This is a genomic window from Pantoea sp. USHLN256, assembly GCF_037149875.1.
GTDB lineage: Bacteria > Pseudomonadota > Gammaproteobacteria > Enterobacterales > Enterobacteriaceae > Pantoea > Pantoea nemavictus.
Map to the genome: position 1 here is coordinate 104,555 of NZ_JBBCQO010000011.1, position 21,393 is coordinate 125,947.

Annotated in this window: 20 protein-coding genes, 1 tRNA gene and 1 riboswitch; of the genes, 10 read left to right on the forward strand and 11 right to left on the reverse strand. The window is 52.8% G+C overall.

Annotated elements, in window-relative coordinates; all coding sequences use genetic code 11:
• Nucleotides 1–15: 15 nt before the first annotated feature.
• Nucleotides 16–801, reverse strand: coding sequence for a 4,5-DOPA dioxygenase extradiol (gene ygiD / locus WFL93_RS20645; protein ID WP_336778939.1), 786 nt, complete (start codon nucleotides 799–801; stop codon nucleotides 16–18).
• A gap of 329 nt (nucleotides 802–1,130) precedes the next feature.
• Between ygiD and WFL93_RS20650 the strand changes: the two genes are divergently transcribed.
• Nucleotides 1,131–1,514 carry a cell wall hydrolase gene (locus WFL93_RS20650; RefSeq protein WP_009127672.1) on the forward strand — a complete coding sequence of 128 codons (384 nt, stop codon included), beginning with the start codon at nucleotides 1,131–1,133 and terminating at the stop codon, nucleotides 1,512–1,514.
• A 57-nt stretch (nucleotides 1,515–1,571) separates the two neighbouring features.
• Here the strand turns inward: WFL93_RS20650 and ribB are convergent, their stop codons facing one another.
• Complete coding sequence (gene ribB, locus WFL93_RS20655) at nucleotides 1,572–2,228, reverse strand: 3,4-dihydroxy-2-butanone-4-phosphate synthase (protein WP_180822516.1); 657 nt, start codon at nucleotides 2,226–2,228, stop codon at nucleotides 1,572–1,574.
• Nucleotides 2,229–2,332: 104 nt separating this feature from the next.
• A riboswitch (FMN riboswitch) is annotated at nucleotides 2,333–2,482 on the reverse strand.
• Nucleotides 2,483–2,653: 171 nt separating this feature from the next.
• On the opposite strand from ribB, the gene ubiK reads away from it, so the two are divergent.
• On the forward strand, nucleotides 2,654–2,959 hold the full coding sequence (gene ubiK / locus WFL93_RS20660) for a ubiquinone biosynthesis accessory factor UbiK (protein WP_008103418.1): 306 nt from the start codon (nucleotides 2,654–2,656) through the stop codon (nucleotides 2,957–2,959).
• Nucleotides 2,960–2,995: 36 nt separating this feature from the next.
• Here the strand turns inward: ubiK and hldE are convergent, their stop codons facing one another.
• The 3 genes from hldE to WFL93_RS20675 all read right to left on the reverse strand — a co-directional run bounded on the left by hldE (nucleotide 2,996) and on the right by WFL93_RS20675 (nucleotide 8,676).
• Nucleotides 2,996–4,420: a bifunctional D-glycero-beta-D-manno-heptose-7-phosphate kinase/D-glycero-beta-D-manno-heptose 1-phosphate adenylyltransferase HldE gene (hldE, locus tag WFL93_RS20665; RefSeq protein WP_336778940.1), complete on the reverse strand. Its 1,425-nt coding sequence runs from the start codon at nucleotides 4,418–4,420 to the stop codon at nucleotides 2,996–2,998.
• Between the two features lie 61 nt (nucleotides 4,421–4,481).
• Nucleotides 4,482–7,340: a bifunctional [glutamate--ammonia ligase]-adenylyl-L-tyrosine phosphorylase/[glutamate--ammonia-ligase] adenylyltransferase gene (glnE, locus tag WFL93_RS20670; protein WP_336778941.1), complete on the reverse strand. Its 2,859-nt coding sequence runs from the start codon at nucleotides 7,338–7,340 to the stop codon at nucleotides 4,482–4,484.
• A 25-nt stretch (nucleotides 7,341–7,365) separates the two neighbouring features.
• Entirely contained in the window at nucleotides 7,366–8,676 is a 1,311-nt protein-coding gene (locus WFL93_RS20675; RefSeq protein WP_336778942.1) for a CYTH domain-containing protein, read from the reverse strand.
• A gap of 204 nt (nucleotides 8,677–8,880) precedes the next feature.
• On the opposite strand from WFL93_RS20675, the gene WFL93_RS20680 reads away from it, so the two are divergent.
• Both WFL93_RS20680 and WFL93_RS20685 read left to right on the forward strand, forming a co-directional pair.
• Entirely contained in the window at nucleotides 8,881–9,504 is a 624-nt protein-coding gene (locus WFL93_RS20680) for a TIGR04211 family SH3 domain-containing protein (protein WP_008103426.1), read from the forward strand.
• A 142-nt stretch (nucleotides 9,505–9,646) separates the two neighbouring features.
• Nucleotides 9,647–10,879, forward strand: coding sequence for a multifunctional CCA addition/repair protein (locus WFL93_RS20685; protein ID WP_336778943.1), 1,233 nt, complete (start codon nucleotides 9,647–9,649; stop codon nucleotides 10,877–10,879).
• Between the two features lie 18 nt (nucleotides 10,880–10,897).
• Here WFL93_RS20685 and bacA read toward each other — a convergent pair whose 3' ends face one another.
• Nucleotides 10,898–11,716 (reverse strand): undecaprenyl-diphosphate phosphatase, encoded by an 819-nt coding sequence (gene bacA / locus WFL93_RS20690; RefSeq protein ID WP_049850610.1) that lies wholly within the window; start codon nucleotides 11,714–11,716, stop codon nucleotides 10,898–10,900.
• Nucleotides 11,717–11,908: 192 nt separating this feature from the next.
• Nucleotides 11,909–12,268 (reverse strand): bifunctional dihydroneopterin aldolase/7,8-dihydroneopterin epimerase, encoded by a 360-nt coding sequence (folB, locus tag WFL93_RS20695; protein WP_009127658.1) that lies wholly within the window; start codon nucleotides 12,266–12,268, stop codon nucleotides 11,909–11,911.
• A gap of 107 nt (nucleotides 12,269–12,375) precedes the next feature.
• Between folB and plsY the strand changes: the two genes are divergently transcribed.
• The gene (gene plsY, locus WFL93_RS20700) at nucleotides 12,376–12,975 is read left to right on the forward strand and encodes a glycerol-3-phosphate 1-O-acyltransferase PlsY (protein ID WP_009127656.1); all 600 of its coding nucleotides are present in this window, start codon (nucleotides 12,376–12,378) and stop codon (nucleotides 12,973–12,975) included.
• 33 nt (nucleotides 12,976–13,008) lie between these two features.
• On the opposite strand, the gene tsaD is transcribed toward plsY, so the two are convergent.
• Nucleotides 13,009–14,022 (reverse strand): tRNA (adenosine(37)-N6)-threonylcarbamoyltransferase complex transferase subunit TsaD, encoded by a 1,014-nt coding sequence (gene tsaD / locus WFL93_RS20705; protein ID WP_336778944.1) that lies wholly within the window; start codon nucleotides 14,020–14,022, stop codon nucleotides 13,009–13,011.
• A 281-nt stretch (nucleotides 14,023–14,303) separates the two neighbouring features.
• On the opposite strand from tsaD, the gene rpsU reads away from it, so the two are divergent.
• The 3 genes from rpsU to rpoD all read left to right on the forward strand — a co-directional run bounded on the left by rpsU (nucleotide 14,304) and on the right by rpoD (nucleotide 18,605).
• Nucleotides 14,304–14,519, forward strand: a complete 216-nt coding sequence (rpsU, locus tag WFL93_RS20710; RefSeq protein ID WP_008103436.1) for a 30S ribosomal protein S21 — start codon at nucleotides 14,304–14,306, stop codon at nucleotides 14,517–14,519.
• A gap of 118 nt (nucleotides 14,520–14,637) precedes the next feature.
• Complete coding sequence (dnaG, locus tag WFL93_RS20715) at nucleotides 14,638–16,383, forward strand: DNA primase (RefSeq protein WP_049850609.1); 1,746 nt, start codon at nucleotides 14,638–14,640, stop codon at nucleotides 16,381–16,383.
• Nucleotides 16,384–16,763: 380 nt separating this feature from the next.
• Nucleotides 16,764–18,605 carry an RNA polymerase sigma factor RpoD gene (gene rpoD / locus WFL93_RS20720; RefSeq protein ID WP_009127647.1) on the forward strand — a complete coding sequence of 614 codons (1,842 nt, stop codon included), beginning with the start codon at nucleotides 16,764–16,766 and terminating at the stop codon, nucleotides 18,603–18,605.
• Nucleotides 18,606–18,667: 62 nt separating this feature from the next.
• Here rpoD and mug read toward each other — a convergent pair whose 3' ends face one another.
• Nucleotides 18,668–19,183: a G/U mismatch-specific DNA glycosylase gene (gene mug / locus WFL93_RS20725; protein WP_336778945.1), complete on the reverse strand. Its 516-nt coding sequence runs from the start codon at nucleotides 19,181–19,183 to the stop codon at nucleotides 18,668–18,670.
• Nucleotides 19,180–19,767, reverse strand: coding sequence for a TetR/AcrR family transcriptional regulator (locus tag WFL93_RS20730; protein ID WP_336778946.1), 588 nt, complete (start codon nucleotides 19,765–19,767; stop codon nucleotides 19,180–19,182). The genes mug and WFL93_RS20730 overlap by 4 nt, the downstream gene beginning before the upstream one ends.
• A 135-nt stretch (nucleotides 19,768–19,902) precedes the next feature.
• Here WFL93_RS20730 and WFL93_RS20735 point away from each other — a divergent pair, with 135 nt between their 5' ends.
• Together WFL93_RS20735 and WFL93_RS20740 are read left to right on the forward strand one after the other, a co-directional pair.
• Nucleotides 19,903–20,685: an SDR family NAD(P)-dependent oxidoreductase gene (locus WFL93_RS20735; protein ID WP_336778947.1), complete on the forward strand. Its 783-nt coding sequence runs from the start codon at nucleotides 19,903–19,905 to the stop codon at nucleotides 20,683–20,685.
• A 189-nt stretch (nucleotides 20,686–20,874) separates the two neighbouring features.
• Nucleotides 20,875–20,950 (forward strand) — tRNA-Ile (locus WFL93_RS20740).
• A gap of 177 nt (nucleotides 20,951–21,127) precedes the next feature.
• Here the strand turns inward: WFL93_RS20740 and WFL93_RS20745 are convergent.
• A complete protein-coding gene (locus WFL93_RS20745) occupies nucleotides 21,128–21,346 on the reverse strand; it encodes an ogr/Delta-like zinc finger family protein (protein WP_336778948.1) in 219 nt (72 codons plus the stop codon).
• Between the last annotated feature and the right edge of the window lie 47 nt (nucleotides 21,347–21,393).

A 21,393-nucleotide genomic window follows, 5' to 3' on the forward strand; every position in this document is an offset into this window, starting at 1 on the left:
GGGCGGCTGCGCTTTTTAGCCAATCTGTACCGACAGCATACTGATAGCACCCATCTCCATTCCTTCCACCGGAATCGTGATCGCCTCATCCGTAGCGCGTGCACCCAGGATATACAGCAGCGGTAAATAGTGTTCAGGCGTTGGATTGGACTGCTGCGCATCGGGATGCTGCATAAAGTTCACCAACGGATGATCTGCTGCGTCGCCCTTGAAGTTTAAATTTTCACGGACGAACTGATTAAAATTCTCTGCCCACGGATACGCGGTTTCAGCACCCTGCCAGCGCAACATACGCAGATTGTGCACCACGTTACCGCTGGCAACGATCATCACCCCTTCGTCACGCAATGACGCCAACTTTTGGCCCAGCTGATAGTGCCATTCGGCAGGTTGAGTACCATCGATACTGAGCTGCACGACCGGAACATCGGCATCTGGATACATTTTTGCCAGCACGCCCCAGGATCCATGATCAAAGCCCCACTCCTGATCGGCATGAACAGCAATCGGCGAAAGTAAATCAATCACCTGTTGAGCCAGTTCAGGCGAACCTGGTGCTGGATAGCGCACATCAAACAATGCCTGCGGGAAACCGCCGAAGTCATGGATAGTGCGTGGATTTTTCATCGCCGTCACCGCCGTGCCGCGTGTATACCAGTGCGCTGAAACGGCAAGAATAGCGCGTGGGCGTGGCAATATCTCGCCCAGCTGCTGCCAGGCTTGGGTATAGCGATTATCTTCCAGTACGTTCATTGGGCTACCGTGGCCAAGGAAAAGCGCGGGCATGCGAGCGTGACTCATAATTAATCCTCTGACGAAGTGTTGCTTTGTTAATCGCTACGATACGCGCTTTGGCGCTGGGATTAACGCTGATAAGCGTGATGATCTTCATCAGGGAATTTGAATAAAAAATAACGCATACAACTCAGTACTCTTTAGAAGATAAAGAAGGGACTTACGGAACTTCGATGGAAAAGCCGATGCAAGATTTGTCGCAATATGGTGCCAGCTCTTTTGATAAATCAGTGATATAGCTTACACGTAAGACCGAGCCAGACCGGTCTTGTTACATCCATTGAATCCTGTTTCTAAACTCCACACGATTTTAGAAAAATGAGCAATGGAAAGTTATGTTAATTCAGGGAGCAATATTATGTCTGGCGCTGAATATCTACCATGAAGCGCGTGGAGAGCCGATTAAAGGGCAAATCGCCGTTGGCACGGTGACCATGAATCGGGCCAACTGGGATGTCAAAGAGATCTGTCCCGTGGTGTACGCACCTAAACAGTTCTCCTGGACGTCTCTAAAGAAAGATCCCTATCGTCATCCACCTAAAGAGGACAAAAGCTGGCAACGCGCCAGAAATTTGGCAAAGAAAATTGTGGAAGGGGAATTACAGGATGTAACGAAAGGAGCAACCTTTTTTCATGCCCATAGCGTTAAACCCGCATGGCGTCACTCCTTCGAACGCACGGTTGTCATTGGCAATCATGTTTTTTACGCCAGCCGTTAAGCCATAAAAAAAGAGGCCGGATATTTCATCCGGCCTCTTTCTTCTCAATCACTTCAGTTAGCTGGCCTGACGCGTTTCACGCTGACGACGATATGCAACCAGATCTTCAATAGTGACTACCGGCATATCATGTTGTTTCGCAAACACGATTGCTTCTGGCGCATGCGCCATGCTGCCGTCATCATTAGTGAGTTCGCACAGTACGCCTGCCGGCTTAAATCCAGCCAACGTTACCAGATCGATGGTGGCTTCAGTATGTCCACCACGTGATAAAACCCCGCCTTCACGCGCACGCAGCGGGAAAACATGGCCCGGTCGGTTTAAGTCCGAAGGCTTAGCGCCATCTGCAACTGCAGCACGAATAGTGGTGATGCGATCGGCGGCAGAAACGCCGGTTGTCACGCCGGTCGCGGCTTCAATCGTCACCGTAAAACCGGTGCCATAAGCGCTGGTATTTGTTTCCACCATCATCGGTAGTTCAAGCTGCTGACGGCGTTCTTCAGTGATGCAAAGGCAAACAATACCGCTGCCGTGACGGATGGTTAATGCCATCTGTTCAACGGTCATGGTTTCTGCCGGGAAGATCATATCACCTTCGTTTTCACGATTTTCATCGTCAAGCACCATTACACCGCGGCCGTTGCGCAGCGCATCAATGGCGCGTTCTACACGCTGTTCAGGCGTGCCAAATTCAGAAAGAAGCGTCTGATTCATGGTAAAAAACCTTATAAAATATGAGTTACCAGAACCAGGGCGTGCTTAGGAGTGCGTACAAAACACATGGCAAAAACGTGACGCGGGCGAAGCCCGGCTGATGTCGTTACCCTCTCCCATCCGGACTCTAACCGTCGGCTCCGGAATTACACCGGATCTGCTGACCTTTCACTTTGCAGAGAAAGCGCTCGCGGGCTTTCAGCCGAAGCTGATTTACCGCCGGTGGGGAATTTCGCCCCGCCCTGAGAATAAGCGGGTAAACTATAACGCCAATCATCTGGTCGGGCAATCGACAAAAGTGCAAATGCTTTTGCATTTCCTGCGTTGCTGATTTCAGGTTTAACCTTTTCGTTTCAGGCATTACACTTAATACTTATTGAGTCCGAACACGCGCTGCTATCGGCCACCGTAACCAGGAAATAATCATGATCGACACGAAAAAAATTGAACAACTGGCTCGCCAGGTACATGAAGCTATGCCGAAAGGTATTCGCGATTTTGGCGACGATGTCGAAAAGAAAATCCGTCAGGTCCTGCAGGCGCAGTTGACGCGTATGGACCTGGTTAACCGTGAAGAGTTTGATGTGCAGACACAGGTTCTGCTGCGTACCCGCGAGAAATTAGCCGCACTGGAACAGCGCCTGGCGAAATTAGAGAGTGAAAGTCCTGCGGCACCAGCCCCAGCGATTATCACGCCAGATCCTGCTGGTAAAATCGATACGCCACAGTGATTTTTTGGGCGGGAGCCCTCTCCCGCCCGCTAGTCTTTAATGGCTTCGAATGGTTTTAATAATGTTGCTGGTTGAGATGCCATCTTCAAAGTTGAGCACACGCACGTCGCCGCCGTTCGCCCACACTTCTTTGCTTCCCGCGATATCCTCAGGCTTGTAATCGCCACCTTTCACCAGCAAATCCGGCAGCACTTCAGCAATCAGACGTTGCGGCGTATCTTCTTCGAACAACACCACCCAATCGACCGCTTCCAAAGCACCGAGCACAATCATGCGGTTTTCCTGCGGATTGACTGGACGCGTTTCGCCTTTCAAACGTTTGGTAGAAGCATCGCTGTTAACAGCCACAATCAGTCGATCGCCCAGCTTGCGCGCATTCGCCAGATATGAAACGTGTCCCGCATGCAGGATGTCAAACACGCCGTTGGTCATAACCACCTTTTCACCGCGCTGACGCGCATGAGCAACGGCAGTTTTCAGCTCGGCTTCGGTCATCACACCAAATCCGGTTTCCGGACGCGCATGGATCGCGTTCTCCAGCTCAACCGTGCTGACTGTTGAGGTACCCAGCTTGCCGACCACCACGCCTGCTGCAGCATTGGCGAGGAAACAGGCTTCTTCAAGGTTGTCACCCGCCGCCAGCACGGCAGCCAGCACGCCAATTACCGTATCGCCCGCACCAGTAACGTCATACACTTCCTGCGCCTGCGTTGGCAGATGCAGCGGTGCTTTGCCCGGCTGCAGCAGCGTCATGCCGTTTTCTGAACGCGTCACCAGCAGTGCGGAGAGTTCGTAATCTGCGATTAACTGCATACCACGACTAACGATTTCGTCGACGGTTTTACACTTGCCCACTACCGCTTCGAATTCAGATAAATTTGGCGTCAGCAGCGTCGCACCGCGATAACGCTCGAAATCGGTGCCTTTGGGATCAATCAATACTGGCACTTTGGCTTCACGTGCCAGCTGAATCATTGTCTGGACGCTGTTTAGCGCACCTTTGCCGTAATCAGACAGCACCAGCGCACCAATCTCGCTCAGCGATTGACGCATACGATCGTGAATCGGCTGCGGGTCAATCTGCTCAAAACCCTCTTCGAAATCGAGGCGAATGAGCTGCTGATTGCGCGACAATACGCGTAGTTTAGTGATGGTTGGATGGCTTTTTACCGCCACAAAATCGCAGTCGACATTCACCTGCTGCAGGGTTTCACTCAACACACGCGCGGCATCATCTGCGCCGGTAAGGCCAATTAAGCGTGAAGCGGCACCGAGCGCAGCAATGTTCATCGCAACGTTAGCCGCTCCGCCTGGACGCTCTTCAATGGTATCCACCTTGACCACCGGCACCGGCGCTTCCGGAGAAATACGGCTGGTAGGGCCATACCAATAGCGATCTAACATGACATCGCCGACGACCAGCACAGTGGCCTTGCCAAAAGTGGGCAGTGTTACTTTCATTCCAGAGACTCCAGACTACGGTCAAAATTATGCGCGGATAATAACATATAAGCTTTGTGGCTCACCGTTCCGCGCGATCAGATTCGGCAGCGCTTAACCAACGCTGCCAGCTGTTGTTTACCACCGCTCGCTCTGCGGCAAAGGCATCAGGGGCGACATGTCCCGGCAACTCCTGCAGCGCAAGGTGATGCAGCGCATCACGCAGCGTCACGTAGGCATGCGTCAACGCCTGCGCTTCCTCTTCCGGCATAATGTTATGCCGTGCCATCAGTTCAAAAATACGCACGTTATCGGACCAGCGCATTAACGCCGGTTGCTCGGCGGCGTAGCCTAAGACAAGGTATTGCGCGATGAATTCAATATCAGTGATACCGCCCTCATCGGTCTTAATTTCCCAGCGGCCTTTATGTTTGTTACTGAGATGGGAACGCATTTTTTCGCGCATTTCGCGCACTTCTGTTTGCAACACGCCCGCCTCACGCGGCAGGCATAGAATGCCCCGTCGGATATCGTCAAAGCGTTCACACAGCGTGGGTTCGCCGAACACGATACGCGCACGCACCAACGCCTGATGCTCCCAGGTCCAGGCTTCGCTGCGCTGATACTCATCGAAGGCAACAAAGGTACTCACCAGCATGCCTGCGGCACCTGAAGGACGCAGGCGCGCATCAACTTCATACAAAATGCCGGACGACGTTCGCGTACTAAATAGATGCATTACACGCTGCGCCAGGCGCAGGTAGAACTGCCGGCCATCAATAACGCGTTCACCATCGGTTTCAGCATCATCCGGACAGTCGTGCAGGAACACCAAATCGAGATCCGAGCTATACCCCAACTCCCAGCCACCGAGTTTGCCGTAACCGACAACCGCAAAACCGCGCTCGCTATCGCTGGTGAGATGCGATGGACGACCATAACGCTGCACCATCATTTGCCAGGCTTGCTGCACCACTGACTCGATAATCGCCTCAGCCAGCCAGGTTAAGTGATCGCTCACTTTCATTACCGGTAAAGTTTCAGCAATATCGGCAGCGGCGATGCGCAGATGCTGCGCCTGTTTGAACTGGCGCAAAGCTTCCAGCTGTTGCTCTTCATCATCGGTGGGAATACGCAGCAGATACTGACGCAGCTCGTCGCGGTATGCATCGGTAGCGGTGGGTTGATAAAGCGTGGCAGGATCAAGCAACTCGTCGAGCAAGAGCGGATAGCGCGCCAGCTGGCTGGCAACCATCGGCGATGCAGCGCACAGGCGAATCAGATGACGCAGTGCGCCATGGTATTCGGTTAGCAGCTCAAGATAGGTACTGCGCGTCAGCACCCCCAGCAACAGCGGTGTCAGTCGGTTCAGCAGGACATCCGCATCATCCCGTGGGCAGACTTCACTAAGCAGGCGCGGCATTAGCTGATCGAGTGCCAGACGACCACGTGGGCCGATAGTGCGACGGCTAACATCCTGGCGGAAATTGTTAAGCGCATGGTAAAGCGCATGACGTTGCGCATCCGCTAACCGCGGTACGACGGGGATGAGATCGCTCTCTTCCAGCGCGTCCTGCCATAGACCAGCAAATTCGGCCAACTGTGGCTGATCGTCCACATCCGGTGCATCGTCACCAATCAGCTCATCAAAAATAGCGCGCACGCCTGCCATTTGCTGCTCGAGCTGCGCCATTAATGCATCCCAATTTGCCGCGCCCATTGCCCAGGCTAAACGCTGGTGATCGAGTTCATTCTCCGGCAGCGTTTGGGTTTGCTCGTCATTAATACTTTGCAGCAGGTTTTCCAGCCGACGCAGGAACAGATAGGCTGCGCGCAGATGATCAACCTGCTGCTGGCTTAACAGAGACAGCTCGCCGATAGCTTTTAGCGTAGGCAGCAAGGAGCGCAGTTGTAGTGAGCGCTCACGTCCGCCTCGAATCAGTTGAAACACCTGCACGATGAATTCCGTTTCGCGAATGCCGCCAGCACCGAGCTTGATGTTGTCTTTCAGTCCACGCCGACGCACTTCGCGTGCAATCATGCCTTTCATGTTACGCAACGACTGAATCACGCTGAAATCGATGTAACGTCGATAGACAAAAGGACGCAGCATTTGCTGCAACTCCTGGCTCCAATGACCGTGATCGTCGCCCATCAGCCGCGCTTTAACCATGGCATAACGTTCCCAGTCGCGACCTTGCTCCTGGTAATAATCTTCCAGTGCAGCAAAGCTCAGCACCAGCGGACCGCTGTCGCCGAAGGGACGTAGCCGCATATCAACGCGGTAGACAAATCCATCCACGGTTGGCTGATCCAATACCTTAATGAGCCGCTGCCCCATGCGCGTAAAGAATTGCGCATTATCGAGCTCGCGCCGACCGCCCTGCGTCACGCCGTTTTCCGGCCAGGCAAAAATCAGATCGATATCAGATGAGAAGTTAAGCTCGCAGCCGCCGAGTTTACCCATGCCAAGAATCAGCATTGGCTGGGCTTCACCGGCAGCATTGCAAGGCGTACCGAAATCACGGCTGCAATCCTGCCAAACCCAATCGCGCGCCGCGGCGATGAGAATCTCCGCCAGCGAGCTCAGTTGTTGCAAACTCTGTTCGGTGCTGGATTGCTGCAGCGCCTGCATCCAGGCGATTCGCACCAGCATATGACGGCGGAACAATCGCAGTTCACGCATCAGGGAGGTTTCATTATCAACAGATTGCAACGCATCGCTCAGCCAGCGGGCGTAATGCTGCCACTCATCCGGCGCAGGGGCTTGTTGCTGCAGATGCTGCCACCATTCGGGATGCTGCTGCAGGTTATCAAGGATAAAGTCACTAAAGGTCAGCGCGCCTGCCTGCTCTGGCGTGAACGCTGAGGGCGGCAAATTAAGTCTCTCTGCCACATTAGCTAACTGCGCCTGCATTAGCGCCGGTAACGGTAACAACATCTTCTCTCCCTGATTGGATTTTTCGTTAGCGTTTGGTTCCGCTGTTGAGCCAGAACGGCGTGGTTTTAATTGCCAGATTAACCAGCTGAATCAAACCGTGATTTTGCTTGATGCGAATAGCATGCTGCAGCTCCAGCCAGCCTTCCAGCCAACTGTTTACCTCTTCAGCTGGATAAGCACCCGCCAGCAAGTTCACCGCCAGCAGCTGGCGATTCAAACGTGTGGCTTTATCCTGGAATTCATTAAAGAGTTGCACGTCGACAAAGGTTTCTCTGAGATCGGCCGCAATACGGCTCAGCATAATGTCGCTAAAACGTTTGAACGATCCCTGCAGCTTGCTTTTGCTCTTGTCATCAAGCCAGCTTTGCCATTGTGACTCAACGAGCCAATGAGTAAGCGCTAACTGAGCCTCAACGGAGATGGATGAGAAACATGCGGCCTCGGCATTTATCTCTTCGTCGGCCAGCAGCTCTTCCTGACGGGTTAATTGCTGTCGCAGATCGCTGCTCGCCTTGCGCGGCACCAATGCACCGAATAGCGAGAATGCCTGGCGCAGCGTTTCCAGCGCTTCAACCACCGACGCTTTAGCTTCTTTATTGCCGCGCAGCCACACTTCCTCATGATATTGCCAATGATTCAGTGCAGCGGTCATGGCATTAATCATGCCCTGCTCTACCGAAGCCTTGGCGGCAATCTTCTGCAGCGGAAGTGGACGACGTGGACGTGGCAGGTTGCCCTGTGCCAGTTGATAACCGCGTGCTGCTTTACTCAGGCTGCCGAGACGTAATCCCCCCATGGCGATGAGCGCTTCGGCAAATTTCAATATATCTGCGCGCTGACCACTTTTGAGCTCCAGCTCGACTTCATAAAGCGGCTCACTGAACTCACCCGCTGTTACTGCGCCGCGGTCAAACGCGACCTCAATTTCACTGTCGCCAAACTGCACCAGCCAGGCTTCACGCTGGAAGTGCGTGCTGAACAGTGGTTCCAGCTGCGATTGCAGTAGGGCGATATCGGTGCCCTGTGGCCAGATCTCTGCCGGCAGGCGCGCAATATCCAGTTGCGGCTCAGTGATATCGACGTTGTATTCCGGACGTTGATGCAGACCGCCAACGGTCTTACCGGCGGCTTTTAACGTCATCTCATAGCGTTGGTCAATACCCCGAATACGCAGGCCCATATCCCAGCGACGCAGTTGGTTATCGTCGGTTTCATAATAGATGTTGGTCAGATCGCGCGCGGCGACGTGCTGATGTGGCCAGGCGGCAAGCTTTTCAGCCAGTTTTTCGGCGGCTTGCGGTGTGGCAATGAACTTTAATTCGATTTCAATGGTCATAATTTTTTATTCAATACGCTGCTGGCACTTACGAGTTTAATCTGGCGAAGAGTAATGCACCGGAAGCCCGCTGTCTCCGCTTTCTTGTGCTTTTACGACCCTTTTCGCACCAGATTGAGACCAGGATAGTTCTCATTCAGATTTATGAGAAGCGTCTCCAGACTGTGCCGGTAATTTTACGCCATTAAGAAAAAACGACATCGAATGAAAAAAATCACACTTGCTGCCCTTTCTTTGCTGGCTTTCAGCGCCATCACACCTGCTCATGCTGCTGACGAAAAGCGTTACATCTCCGATGAATTATCCACTTGGGTGCGCAGCGGTCCGGGCGATCAATATCGCCTGATCGGCAAGCTGAACGCCGGAGAGGAAGTGACCTTGCTGCAAACCAACAACGACTCACAATATGGCCAGATTCGTGATGCAGAAGGCAAAACTAACTGGATCCCACTGTCACAGCTGAGCGCCAATCCCAGCCTGCGCACTCGCGTGCCGCAGCTGGAGCAGCAGGTCAAAGACCTGACAGCTAAGCTGGCGAACATTGATAACAGCTGGAATCAGCGCACTTCTGAGATGCAGAACAAAGTCGCCAATAGCGACGGCACCATTGATGGCCTGAAAGCTGAGAATCAAAAGCTGAAAAACGAGCTGATTGTCGCTCAGAAGAAAGTCAGTGCCGCCAATGTGCAGTTGGATGACAAACAGCGCACCATCATCATGCAGTGGTTTATGTATGGCGGCGGCGTGCTGGGTGTTGGTCTGCTGCTGGGTCTGTTGCTGCCGCACATGGTGCCGCGCCGCAAGAAAAACGATCGCTGGATGAACTAATACTCCACGCAGATTTGTTCTTTTATTTGAGGGGATCGTAAGATGCCCCTTTTGGCGTGCCCGATTTTTAGCCAAAGTATGCAACAATAAAGTAACAAGCGTGTTGAGCACGCAATTTCTGATTTGCCTCTGGAGTGGTTGAGTGAAGACGTTTCTGGTCGGTGGCGCAGTGCGCGATGCCTTACTGCGTTTGCCGGTAAAAGATAGAGATTGGGTCGTGGTGGGCGCTACGCCCGATACGATGCTGGCTGAAGGTTATCAGCAGGTTGGGCGCGATTTTCCGGTTTTCCTGCATCCGCGTAGTCGTGAAGAGTATGCGTTGGCACGTACCGAGCGCAAAAGCGGTAACGGTTACACCGGGTTTGTGACGCAATTCGCGCCAGATGTCACGCTGGAGCAAGATTTACAGCGCCGCGATCTCACTATCAACGCCATCGCACAAAGCGACAGCGGCGAACTCATCGATCCTTATGGTGGTCAACGCGATTTGGCTCAACGCCTGCTGCGCCATGTATCCGCCGCCTTCAATGAAGATCCGCTGCGTGTATTACGCGTGGCGCGTTTTGCCGCCCGCTTTGCCCACCTTAATTTCCGAGTTGCAGATGAAACTCAGGCGCTAATGCGTGAAATGGCCAGCAGTGGCGAACTGGCGCATCTCACCGCCGAACGCGTGTGGAAAGAGACGGAAAAAGCGCTGCTGACGCGTAATCCACAGGTCTATTTCCAGGTGCTGCGTGATTGCGGTGCGCTGCAGGTGCTGTTCCCGGAAATCGATAATCTGTACGGCATTCCAGCACCGATTAAGTGGCATCCCGAAATTGATACTGGCGTGCATGCGCTGATGACGCTCACCCTCTCGGCTGCGCTTTCCGATCAACTTGACGTGCGTTTCGCCACGCTATTCCACGATATTGGCAAAGCGCTAACGCCTCCAGAGAAATGGCCGAGTCATCATGGTCATGGCCTGGCGGGTGTACCGCTGGTTGAAGCGCTGTGCCAGCGCCTGCGTGTGCCCAATCAGGTGCGTGATTTAGCGTTAGTGGTAACCGAATTTCACGATGTGGTGCACACCATTGAGCGTCAGCCGGCTGAGGCGCTAATCGCGTTGTTTGATCGTATTGATGCATGGCGCAAGCCCGATCGTGTGGAAAAGATGGCGCTGACCAGTGAAGCCGATGCGCGCGGTCGTGCAGGTCTGGAAAGTATGGCTTATCCGCAAGGTGACTATTTACGTCGGGCGTTTACGCTGGCGCAAGCCGTGCCAACCAAAGATGTGGTGGCTGCAGGCTTTAAAGGGGCAGAAGTGCGGGAAGAGTTAACGCGTCGACGTGTTGCGGTGCTGCAAGCGGAGTTGATTAACACGCGGCCAGCTTAACTGGCCGCGTGTTACGCATTACATAAAGATGGCGTAAACCACTGCCGCGACAATGAAGCGGTAGATGGCGAAAGAGACGAACGAAATACGCTTGATCAGTTCCAGGAACACTTTGATTGCCAGCAGCGCCACAATGAAGGCGGTGACAAAACCAACGGCAAACATCGGGAGATCCTGCATCGTCAGGAATCCGAGGCTCTTATAGAGATCGAGGCCGGTAGCGCCAATCATCATCGGCACCGCCAGAATGAACGAGAATTCCGACGCCGCATAACGACTCACGCCCATCAGCATACCGCCTGAAATCGTTGCACCCGAGCGCGAGAAGCCCGGCCACAGCGCCAGACACTGGAAGCAGCCAATCATAAACGCCTGGCGATAAGTGATATCGTCCACGCCGACGGCTTTCGGTTGCTTTGGCTTGAAATATTCCGCGACCAACAGCAGCACACCACCGACAACCAGCGCGTACATCACATTGATCGGGTTAAACAGCGTTTTGATTTGATCGTGCAGCAGCAGACCAATCACCACCGCCGGCACCATACCCAGCAGAATATGAATCAGCGTCAATTTCCCGGTGCCGACGCCTTCGTGCTTAACCTCACCGAAATGGATGCCGATCAAGCCAAACAGGCGACGCCAGAACATCACCACCACCGCCAGGATTGAACCCAGCTGAATCACCACTTCGAAGGTTTCTGCAGTTTCGCCTTCAAAGCCCAGCAGGTGGCCAACGATAATCATATGGCCCGTGGAAGAGACCGGCAGGAATTCCGTGAGGCCTTCTACAATCCCCAGGATTGCAGCTACCCAAAGCTGATGAATGTCTGCCATCAAAATTATTTCCTCTATCCGTTTTAAACAGTAAAAAGGCGGTCGCAAAGGGCTACCGCCTGAAATTATGCCTGCGCCACGCTGAAGGAAACCTTAAGAAATTCGGGCACGATCTGTTAGTTAGCGCAGCGGCCTCAAGTGAGACACACCATAATTTGGTTTGGTTTCATTGTGATGGCAATCACGGAAGATTTATTTCGGAATAGTCCCGCGCTCAATACGCACGCCAACGCTGCCCGCCTGGGCGATAGCCCCCGGTTTAGCTACCTTTATGCGCACTCCAGGCGTTTTGAAACGATTCATCAACAGAACGGCGATTTCTTCCGCTACCCTTTCAACGAGGGCAAAACGCTGGCCTTGCAGATGATTGAGGATCGCTTCAGTCACATCGGCATAGCTTAGGCAATCATTCACATCGTCGCTGGCGGCGGCCTGGCGGTTATCCCAGGCTAGTTCGACATCGAGCACCAGCTTCTGCTGCATGCCCTGCTCCCAGTCGTAAACGCCAATAGTCGTGAACACGGTAAGCTGCTCGATAAATACGATATCCATGATGTCAGTCTCTGTTTTTGGCTAAGCCGGATACCACTTCCGGCGGATTATGCGTATTATCCACGCTTATCGAGAACAAAACGACCCAAAAGGAACGGTACGAAGCTATGAGTGCTATCGCGCTTGGTATGATTATTTTCGCGTATCTTTGCGGTTCGATTTCCAGTGCGATACTGGTTTGTAAACTGGCTGGTTTACCCGATCCGCGCTCGCAAGGCTCAGGCAACCCTGGCGCTACCAACGTTTTGCGCATTGGTGGCAAAGCTGCCGCTGCGGCGGTACTAATTTTCGACGTGGCGAAAGGCATGCTCCCAGTGTGGATCGCCTACCTGCTGCACGTTGCGCCCCTCTATCTTGGACTGACGGCGATTGCCGCCTGCCTTGGTCACATCTATCCGGTATTCTTTCGTTTTCGCGGCGGTAAAGGCGTAGCGACCGCATTTGGCGCAATTGCGCCGATTGGCTGGGATTTAACGGGATTGATGACCGGCACCTGGCTGTTAACGGTACTGCTGAGCGGCTATTCATCGCTGGGCGCCATTGTCAGTGCGCTGATCGCACCGTTTTATGTGTGGTGGTTTAAACCGCAATTTACCTTCCCCGTTTCCATGCTCTCTTGTTTGATTCTGTTGCGACATCACGACAACATTCAACGCCTGTGGCGCGGCCAGGAAACGAAAATCTGGAAACGGAAGAAGAAGAAATAAAAAAACCGGCGCGAAGCCGGTTTTTTTTTCGTTTTAGATGGCGGGCAATTCGGATAGCGGCCAACGCGGTCGCACGCTGATGCCAAGTTCTCCACGCGTGCCGCCTTTCAGCCGCACCATGCCGGCGTAAGCGATCATCGCGCCATTATCAGTGCAAAACTCAGGGCGCGCGTAAAACACTTCGCCACCGCGCTTTTGCATCATTTCGGCCATCCGCTCACGCAGCGTGCGGTTGGCACTGACGCCGCCGGCAATCACCAAACGTTTAAAACCGGTCTGCTCCAGCGCGCGTTTGCACTTAATCATTAAGGTATCGACCACCGCATCTTCAAACGCGCGAGCAATATCAGCACGTGCTTGTTCGTCGCCCTGATGCTCGCGAATGGTATTCGCCGCAAAGGTTTTTAGCCCGGAGAAGCTAAAATCCAGCCCCGGACGATCGGTCATCGGACGCGGGAATTTGAAGCGGTTTGCCGTGCCCTGCTGCGCCATACGCGACAACATTGGCCCGCCGGGATAATCCAGACCGAGCAGCTTGGCGGTTTTATCGAACGCTTCACCGGCTGCATCATCAATCGATTCGCCCAGCAAAGTATATTCGCCAATACCGGTCACGCTGATTAACTGCGTGTGACCGCCGGAAACCAGCAGCGCCACAAATGGGAATTCAGGCGGATTCTCTTCCAGCATCGGCGCCAGCAGATGCCCTTCCATATGATGGACCGGCACCGCCGGCACATTCCAGGCGAACGCCAACGCGCGGCCAATGGTTGCCCCCACCAACAACGCACCGACCAGGCCCGGTCCAGCCGTATAGGCAACACCATCAATTTGTTGTGGCTCAAGACCCGCTTCTTTTAGTGCCGCCTGAATCAGCGGCACGGTTTTACGCACGTGGTCGCGCGATGCCAGTTCCGGCACCACGCCGCCGTAATCGGCATGCAGTTTGACCTGGCTATATAATTGATTTGCCAGCAGACCGGACGCATCGTCATAAATCGCGATGCCGGTTTCATCGCAGGACGTTTCAATACCCAGAACTCGCATAGCTTTTATCACCCTCTTCTTGCGGCGCGCAGTGTAGCACAGGCAAATCACACCCCAGAGACTTTGGCCAGGAAAAAGTGTTTTTCTGTCGCATAAAGAGTGCGCTATACTCCACGGCCTGAAAAAACCGGCAGCCGCGATGGCAAATGCCCCTGTTGGTTCTAAATTATACATGGTGCTTTACAAGTCAGCCGCGGCTGGAGTAAAATGCTGCACCATTTTGAAATGTGCTGGCGCCGCAGTCAGCAGCAAAAACCGAATTTTATCGAGGTAAGAGTTACATGCCGGTAATTAAAGTACGTGAAAACGAGCCGTTCGACGTAGCACTGCGTCGCTTCAAGCGTTCATGCGAGAAAGCAGGTGTTTTGGCAGAAGTTCGTAGCCGTGAGTTCTACGAGAAGCCTACCACTGAGCGTAAGCGCGCTAAAGCATCTGCAGTTAAGCGTCACGCCAAGAAACTGGCTCGCGAAAACGCACGCCGCACTCGTCTGTACTAATTTCTTGCGGAAGTTCGCTTCCGCCGCGTGATAAACGCAGACAGAGTCAAGTAAAAGGCCGTGCTTTCCGAAAGGAAGCGCGGCTTGTTGTCGTTTATGAGCTGAAAAATCGGGGCTTATGGCTGGACGAATTCCACGCATATTTATCAACGACTTACTTGCCCGCACGGACATCGTGGATATTATCGATGCCCGCGTTAAGCTGAAAAAGCAGGGTAAGAATTATCACGCGTGCTGTCCTTTTCATAACGAAAAAACGCCCTCTTTCACCGTAAGCGGTGAGAAGCAGTTTTATTACTGCTTTGGCTGTGGTGCCAAGGGCAACGCCATCGATTTCCTGATGAATCACGATCGTCTGGAATTTGTTGAGAGCGTTGAGGAGCTGGCCACGCTTCACGGCTTAGAAGTGCCGTATGAAGCGGGCAACGGTCCTAGCCCGATGGAGCGCCATCAGCGTCAAAGTCTTTATCAGTTGCTGGAAGGCCTGAACGGCTTTTATCAACAGAGCCTGCGTAATCCGCAAGCGCAATCTGCCCAGAAATATCTCGCCACGCGCGGACTCAGCCAGGAAGTGATCGATCACTTTGCTATCGGCTATGCGCCCGCCGGCTGGGATAATGCACTGAAGCGTTTTGGTCAGCAAAAAGACGATCGCGAATCACTGATGGAAGCCGGCATGCTGGTCAGCAATGACTCAGGCCGCACCTATGATCGTTTCCGCGATCGCGTGATGTTCCCTATCCGCGATAAGCGCGGCCGCGTCATTGGTTTTGGTGGTCGCGTGCTGGGCAACGATACGCCGAAGTATCTGAACTCACCTGAAACACCGATTTTCCATAAAGGCCGCCAGTTATACGGACTTTATGAAGCGCAAAAAAATCATCCGCAGCCTGCGCGTTTGCTGGTTGTTGAAGGTTATATGGACGTGGTGGCGCTCGCGCAATTTGGCATCGATTATGCCGTAGCATCGCTGGGCACCTCGACTACCGCTGAGCACGTTCAGCTGCTGTACCGCTCAACGGATACCGTGATTTGCTGTTATGACGGCGATCGCGCCGGACGCGAAGCAGCATGGCGTACGCTCGAAACCGCATTGCCTTACATGAATGATGGTCGTCAGCTACGCTTTATGTTTTTGCCCGATGGCGAAGATCCGGACACGCTGGTACGCAAAGAGGGCAAAGAAGCCTTTGAAGCGCGGATGGAGCAGGCTACACCGCTCTCCACGTTTTTGTTCGACAGCCTGATGCCGCAGGTAGATTTGAGTACCCGCGATGGTAAGACCAAGCTGGCGACACTTGCGTTACCGCTGATTAGTCAGATTCCCGGTGAAACGCTGCGTATTTATATGCGCCAAACTCTGGGTAATAAACTCGGTATTCTTGACGATAACCAGTTAGACAAGCTGATGCCGAAGCTGGCCGAAAGTGGCGCGCTGCCCACTGCACCACCGCTGAAGCGTACCACCATGCGCGTGCTGATTGCGTTATTAGTGCAGAATCCACAGTTCGCCTCCATCGTACCGACGCTGGATGGACTGGAGCAGTCGAAAATGGCAGGTTTACCGCTATTTGTGGAGTTAGTCAGCCGTTGTACAGAGAATCCTGGCCTGACTACCGGACAGCTACTAGAGTTATATCGCGGGACAAATTTTAGCCAGCCCCTTGAAACACTGGCCACCTGGAACCACATGATAGTGGATGAAGAGGCGGAAGAAGTGTTCCAGGATTCACTGGCCAGCATTTATGATTCCGCGCTTGAACAGCGTCTGGAAGCGCTGATCGCCCGCGAGCGAACAGAAGGCTTAAGCGCCATCGAACGCCGCGAGTTCTGGGCTTTAAGCCAGGCATTAGCAAAAAAATAAGATTTTAACTCGGTCAGAACTGCAAGCACGTTAAAAACCGCATTCTGGCTCAGTCATTTCCGGATTTTTAGACGCGATAAGCGAACCGGAAAACAAACAGCTCAAGATTTAGAGGCGTTAACGTCGCAGCCAGTTTCAGTGCTGCCAGCGCGCAGCACCCGGAGCGTACTGAAGTACGTGAGGATTGCGAGCACTGCCAGCGCTGAAAATGGCAAGTAAGTTAGCCTCGGAACGAACACAAGCGGCTTAAGTGCCGATTATATGAGGGCAAAGGCCCTGGCCGCGATGTAGGCAGCGGCAAAAACACAACGCCTTCACTGTTATAGTTGGCTCGCGCCGACCGACACCAATCTAATTAACAGAAGTGTGGATACCGTCTTATGGAGCAAAACCCGCAGTCACAGCTTAAGCTACTTGTCACCCGTGGTAAGGAGCAAGGCTATCTGACCTATGCTGAGGTCAATGACCATCTGCCGGAAGATATCGTCGACTCCGATCAGATCGAAGACATCATTCAGATGATTAATGACATGGGTATTCAGGTCGTTGAAGAAGCGCCTGATGCTGATGACCTGATCCTGAATGAAAACAGCTCCGATACTGACGAAGATGCTGCAGAAGCCGCCGCTCAGGTTTTATCCAGTGTTGAATCTGAAATTGGCCGTACCACCGACCCGGTGCGCATGTATATGCGTGAAATGGGTACCGTTGAACTGCTGACGCGTGAAGGCGAAATTGACATCGCTAAGCGCATCGAAGACGGTATCAACCAGGTTCAATGCTCTGTTGCCGAATATCCGGAAGCGATCACCTATTTGCTCGATCAGTACGATCGCGTAGAAGCGGGCGACTCTCGCCTGTCTGATTTAATCATCGGCTTTATCGATCCTAACGCCGAAGAAGATATTGCGCCGACCGCGACTCACGTTGGTTCTGAGTTATCGCAGGAAGATCGCGATGATGATGAAGAAGAAGACGAAGAGGATGACGACAGTTCTGATGATGACAACTCCATCGACCCAGAGCTGGCTCGCGAGAAGTTTGGTGACCTGCGTACGCAGTACGAAACAACGCGTACTGTAATTAAAGCTAAAGGTCGCAGCCACGCAGACGCCGTCGCTGAAATCCAAAATCTGTCTGAAGTATTTAAACAGTTCCGCCTGGTACCGAAGCAATTCGATTACCTGGTGAACAATATGCGTGAAATGATGGAGCGCGTGCGTACGCAAGAGCGCCTCATCATGAAGCTGTGTATTGAACTGTGCAAAATGCCGAAGAAGAACTTCATCACGCTGTTTACCGGCAATGAAACCAATCCAAGCTGGTTCAAAGCCGCGCTGGCCATGAACAAGCCTTGGTCGGAAAAACTGCTCGAAGTTGAAGATGATGTGAATCGTTCGCTATACAAACTGCAGCAGATCGAAGAAGAAACCGGCTTGACTATCGAGCAGGTCAAAGACATTAACCGTCGCATGTCTATCGGCGAGGCCAAAGCGCGTCGTGCGAAGAAAGAGATGGTTGAAGCAAACTTGCGTCTGGTTATTTCTATCGCTAAGAAATACACCAACCGTGGTCTGCAGTTCCTCGATCTGATTCAGGAAGGCAACATCGGCTTGATGAAAGCGGTTGATAAGTTTGAATACCGTCGTGGTTATAAGTTCTCAACTTACGCCACCTGGTGGATTCGTCAGGCTATCACCCGTTCCATCGCGGACCAGGCACGTACCATCCGTATCCCGGTGCATATGATTGAGACCATCAACAAACTCAATCGTATCTCGCGTCAGATGCTGCAAGAGATGGGTCGTGAGCCGACACCGGAAGAGCTGGCCGAACGCATGTTGATGCCAGAAGATAAGATCCGCAAAGTGCTGAAAATCGCTAAAGAGCCTATCTCGATGGAGACGCCGATTGGTGATGATGAAGATTCGCATCTGGGCGATTTTATCGAAGACACCACGCTGGAGCTGCCGCTGGATTCCGCTACCTCGGAAAGCCTGCGCTCAGCCACCCACGATGTGCTGGCTGGCCTGACCGCGCGTGAAGCGAAAGTTCTGCGTATGCGTTTCGGTATCGATATGAACACCGACCACACGCTGGAAGAGGTAGGCAAACAGTTTGACGTAACGCGTGAGCGTATTCGTCAGATTGAAGCGAAGGCGCTGCGTAAACTGCGTCATCCAAGCCGCTCTGAAGTGCTGCGTAGCTTCCTCGACGATTAATCAGCGTCGAGACGAAAAACCCCGGCTTGCCGGGGTTTTTTATTATCTGCAGAACCGCATTTTTACCTATTGCCCTGTAGCCAATCATGCAGCTGACGATAGGATACCGCCATCTCTTCCAGCGTCGCACGATTTAGACCGCTGGGATTGGGCAACACCCATAATCGCGTCTTACCCAACATTTGCGGCTGCTCGCCCCACTCCACTTTGCGCTGACGAAAAGCTTTCTGAAAGGCGTCCTTGCCCAATACCGCCAACGCGCGCGGTTGATAATGCAAAATCTTGTGCTGCAAACGCGAACCACCGTCACGTAACTCATCACCATCCAGTTCGTTGGCCTGCACCGTCGGACGCTCCACCAGCATGGTGATACCACAGCCGGTTTCCATTAGGCGCTGCTCCTGCTCGGGCTTAAGTAACTCCCGGGTGAATCCCGCCTGATAGATTACTTTCCAGAAGCGATTGCCAGGATGCGCGAAGTGATAACCGGTATGTGCTGATGATTTTCCCGGATTGATACCACAAAACAGCACCTGCAAATCGGGCGCGATGATATCGCGGATATCGTGCTCACTCATGGTGTCTCCACTCCGGCACGTTGTTTCACGGAACGACGGCTGAGCGCCAGCAAATTTCCTGCTTCCTTTTTATCAGCACAAGAACGAGCCAGCGCCACTGCCCCGACCATCTCAGTCAGAATCGTCGTTGCGGCGTCATCTGCTTGCGGGTGATTAAGCTCACGTAGCGTCTGCGCTAAACGCTGTCGCATCGCTGCACGCTGCTGAGAAAACAGCGTGCGCGCATCCAATGGCAGATGCGCCATTTCACTCACCAGCGCAGGTAGCGGGCAGCCTTCACCCGGCGAGTCACAATGCTGCTCTGACAGGTAGCTATCAATCAGCTGATTAAATCGTTCCAGCGGATCTGTTAAGGAAGTAATAGTAGCGAAGCGGCGGGCTGAATCGGCAAACATCTCTGCAATCACGGCTTGTACCAAATCCTCACGTGAAGTGAAATGCGCGTAAAAACCACCGTGCGTTAAGCCTACGCGCTTCATCAGCGCGGCTACGCCAATGCTTTCAGTACCGCTCTCGCGCATCACCACCGCTGCCTCATTCAAGATGCGCTGCCGCGTACGTGCTTTGTGGCTCAGCTTTTCCATCTCCACTTCCCTCACTCATCGTTTATGGCAATCAGTGTAATTATTACGATCATCATATTCCAGCTTGACGATAAATATTATGATCGTCATATTGAACTACGCAAATATGATAACCATCATCTCGAGGAACCTAACATGTCACAACAACTGGCTTTGATTACCGGCGCATCAAGTGGTATTGGTGCCACCTATGCCAAACAGCTAGCAGCACGCGGAAGCAACCTGATTCTGGTGGCACGCGATGAAGCCAGACTTAATCAATTGGCACGATCTCTGCGCGAGGCGCACGGCGTGGAGGTCAGCGTATTGACTGCAGACCTAACGCATCAGGATGATGTGCAAAAAGTCGTTCGGGAAATTCAGGAAAATAAGCTGATCACGCTGCTGGTTAACAACGCTGGCATGACGGTAGAAGGCGAATTTGTTGATGGTGATATCGTAAAAATACAAACCATGCTGACCCTAAACATCGTTGCACTAACACAGCTGGCTCACAGTGCCGCGCAGGCCTTTCGAGCACGCCGCAACGGCACAATCGTGAATATTGCATCGGTATTAGCATTGGTAAATGAGTCTGCGAATGGCGCGTATAACGCCAGCAAAGCTTATGTCCTTTCCCTAACGCGCAATATGCATCGTGAATTAGCCGAAAGTGGCGTACGTATGCAGGCTGTGTTGCCCGGTCTGACGCGTACCGAGATCTTCGAACGCGCGGGTAAATCTATCAATGACCTTCCCGCAGAAATGCTGATGGAGGTAGATGATTTAGTCTCAGCGGCCCTGCATGGACTTGATGCCGGCGAGCTGGTGACCATCCCATCAGTGGAGGACATGGACCTTTGGCAGACTTACGATGACGCACGCCGCGCAATATTGCCTTTTATTTCATTAAACGAGCCAGCATCGCGTTATTTGTAGCAATGATGACCTTTTTAGTCAGCCTGGTCTCAAAAAGCGATGATGATTGAGCGCTATATGCGCGATAAAGCGGGTGATAATGCATTTTTCTTTTTGAGATCAAGGGCTCAGCCATTGCTGTAATTTTCGCCATCCAAATGGCGAACTCTGGATCACCCCAACAAGATACTCTATAATCCCCGCTCCGCTGGCCCCTTAGCTCAGTGGTTAGAGCAGGCGACTCATAATCGCTTGGTCGCTGGTTCAAACCCAGCAGGGGCCACCAAATTTAGTGATGTAAATCATGTAGTTAAGCCACCTCTGAGGGTGGCTTTTTTGTTGCCTAATCTGGCGGTGTCGCAAAAGTGTCGCACGACTTTTCAGGGTTGCGACAGTCTCAAGCAAAGCGGGCAAACCCCGGGCATAAAAAAACCCGCCTAAGCGGGTAATTTAAGTACAACGCTCACATCCAAAGTGTGCCTTGCAAAGAACGATCTGGATGAGGAGGAACGGGTTTGATTTTCCCAGGACTCATGATTATTTCTGAAACCGTTTCATGGGATTTAAACGTACAACTGCAATTGATGTTCTGGCACTGGTTGTAACGCTCTTTTGTTTCCTTGGATACCTGGAAACTACTACGGGTATGTGCAGCATTGCCACACAAAGGACAGTTCATCATACGCGCCTCCGGCTTAGCTTTTTTGCTAATGCTACAATTAAAATTAG

What these genes read in the sequence shown, in the direction of transcription:
- ygiD (WP_336778939.1), bottom strand. Translation starts at nt 801, where the DNA reads ATGAGTCACGCTCGCATGCCCGCGCTTTTCCTTGGCCACGGTAGCCCA.
- WFL93_RS20650 (WP_009127672.1), top strand. Translation starts at nt 1,131, where the DNA reads ATGTTAATTCAGGGAGCAATATTATGTCTGGCGCTGAATATCTACCAT.
- ribB (WP_180822516.1), bottom strand. Translation starts at nt 2,228, where the DNA reads ATGAATCAGACGCTTCTTTCTGAATTTGGCACGCCTGAACAGCGTGTA.
- ubiK (WP_008103418.1), top strand. Translation starts at nt 2,654, where the DNA reads ATGATCGACACGAAAAAAATTGAACAACTGGCTCGCCAGGTACATGAA.
- hldE (WP_336778940.1), bottom strand. Translation starts at nt 4,420, where the DNA reads ATGAAAGTAACACTGCCCACTTTTGGCAAGGCCACTGTGCTGGTCGTC.
- glnE (WP_336778941.1), bottom strand. Translation starts at nt 7,340, where the DNA reads ATGTTGTTACCGTTACCGGCGCTAATGCAGGCGCAGTTAGCTAATGTG.
- WFL93_RS20675 (WP_336778942.1), bottom strand. Translation starts at nt 8,676, where the DNA reads ATGACCATTGAAATCGAATTAAAGTTCATTGCCACACCGCAAGCCGCC.
- WFL93_RS20680 (WP_008103426.1), top strand. Translation starts at nt 8,881, where the DNA reads ATGAAAAAAATCACACTTGCTGCCCTTTCTTTGCTGGCTTTCAGCGCC.
- bacA (WP_049850610.1), bottom strand. Translation starts at nt 11,716, where the DNA reads ATGGCAGACATTCATCAGCTTTGGGTAGCTGCAATCCTGGGGATTGTA.
- folB (WP_009127658.1), bottom strand. Translation starts at nt 12,268, where the DNA reads ATGGATATCGTATTTATCGAGCAGCTTACCGTGTTCACGACTATTGGC.
- plsY (WP_009127656.1), top strand. Translation starts at nt 12,376, where the DNA reads ATGAGTGCTATCGCGCTTGGTATGATTATTTTCGCGTATCTTTGCGGT.
- tsaD (WP_336778944.1), bottom strand. Translation starts at nt 14,022, where the DNA reads ATGCGAGTTCTGGGTATTGAAACGTCCTGCGATGAAACCGGCATCGCG.
- rpsU (WP_008103436.1), top strand. Translation starts at nt 14,304, where the DNA reads ATGCCGGTAATTAAAGTACGTGAAAACGAGCCGTTCGACGTAGCACTG.
- dnaG (WP_049850609.1), top strand. Translation starts at nt 14,638, where the DNA reads ATGGCTGGACGAATTCCACGCATATTTATCAACGACTTACTTGCCCGC.
- rpoD (WP_009127647.1), top strand. Translation starts at nt 16,764, where the DNA reads ATGGAGCAAAACCCGCAGTCACAGCTTAAGCTACTTGTCACCCGTGGT.
- mug (WP_336778945.1), bottom strand. Translation starts at nt 19,183, where the DNA reads ATGAGTGAGCACGATATCCGCGATATCATCGCGCCCGATTTGCAGGTG.
- WFL93_RS20730 (WP_336778946.1), bottom strand. Translation starts at nt 19,767, where the DNA reads ATGGAAAAGCTGAGCCACAAAGCACGTACGCGGCAGCGCATCTTGAAT.
- WFL93_RS20735 (WP_336778947.1), top strand. Translation starts at nt 19,903, where the DNA reads ATGTCACAACAACTGGCTTTGATTACCGGCGCATCAAGTGGTATTGGT.
- WFL93_RS20745 (WP_336778948.1), bottom strand. Translation starts at nt 21,346, where the DNA reads ATGATGAACTGTCCTTTGTGTGGCAATGCTGCACATACCCGTAGTAGT.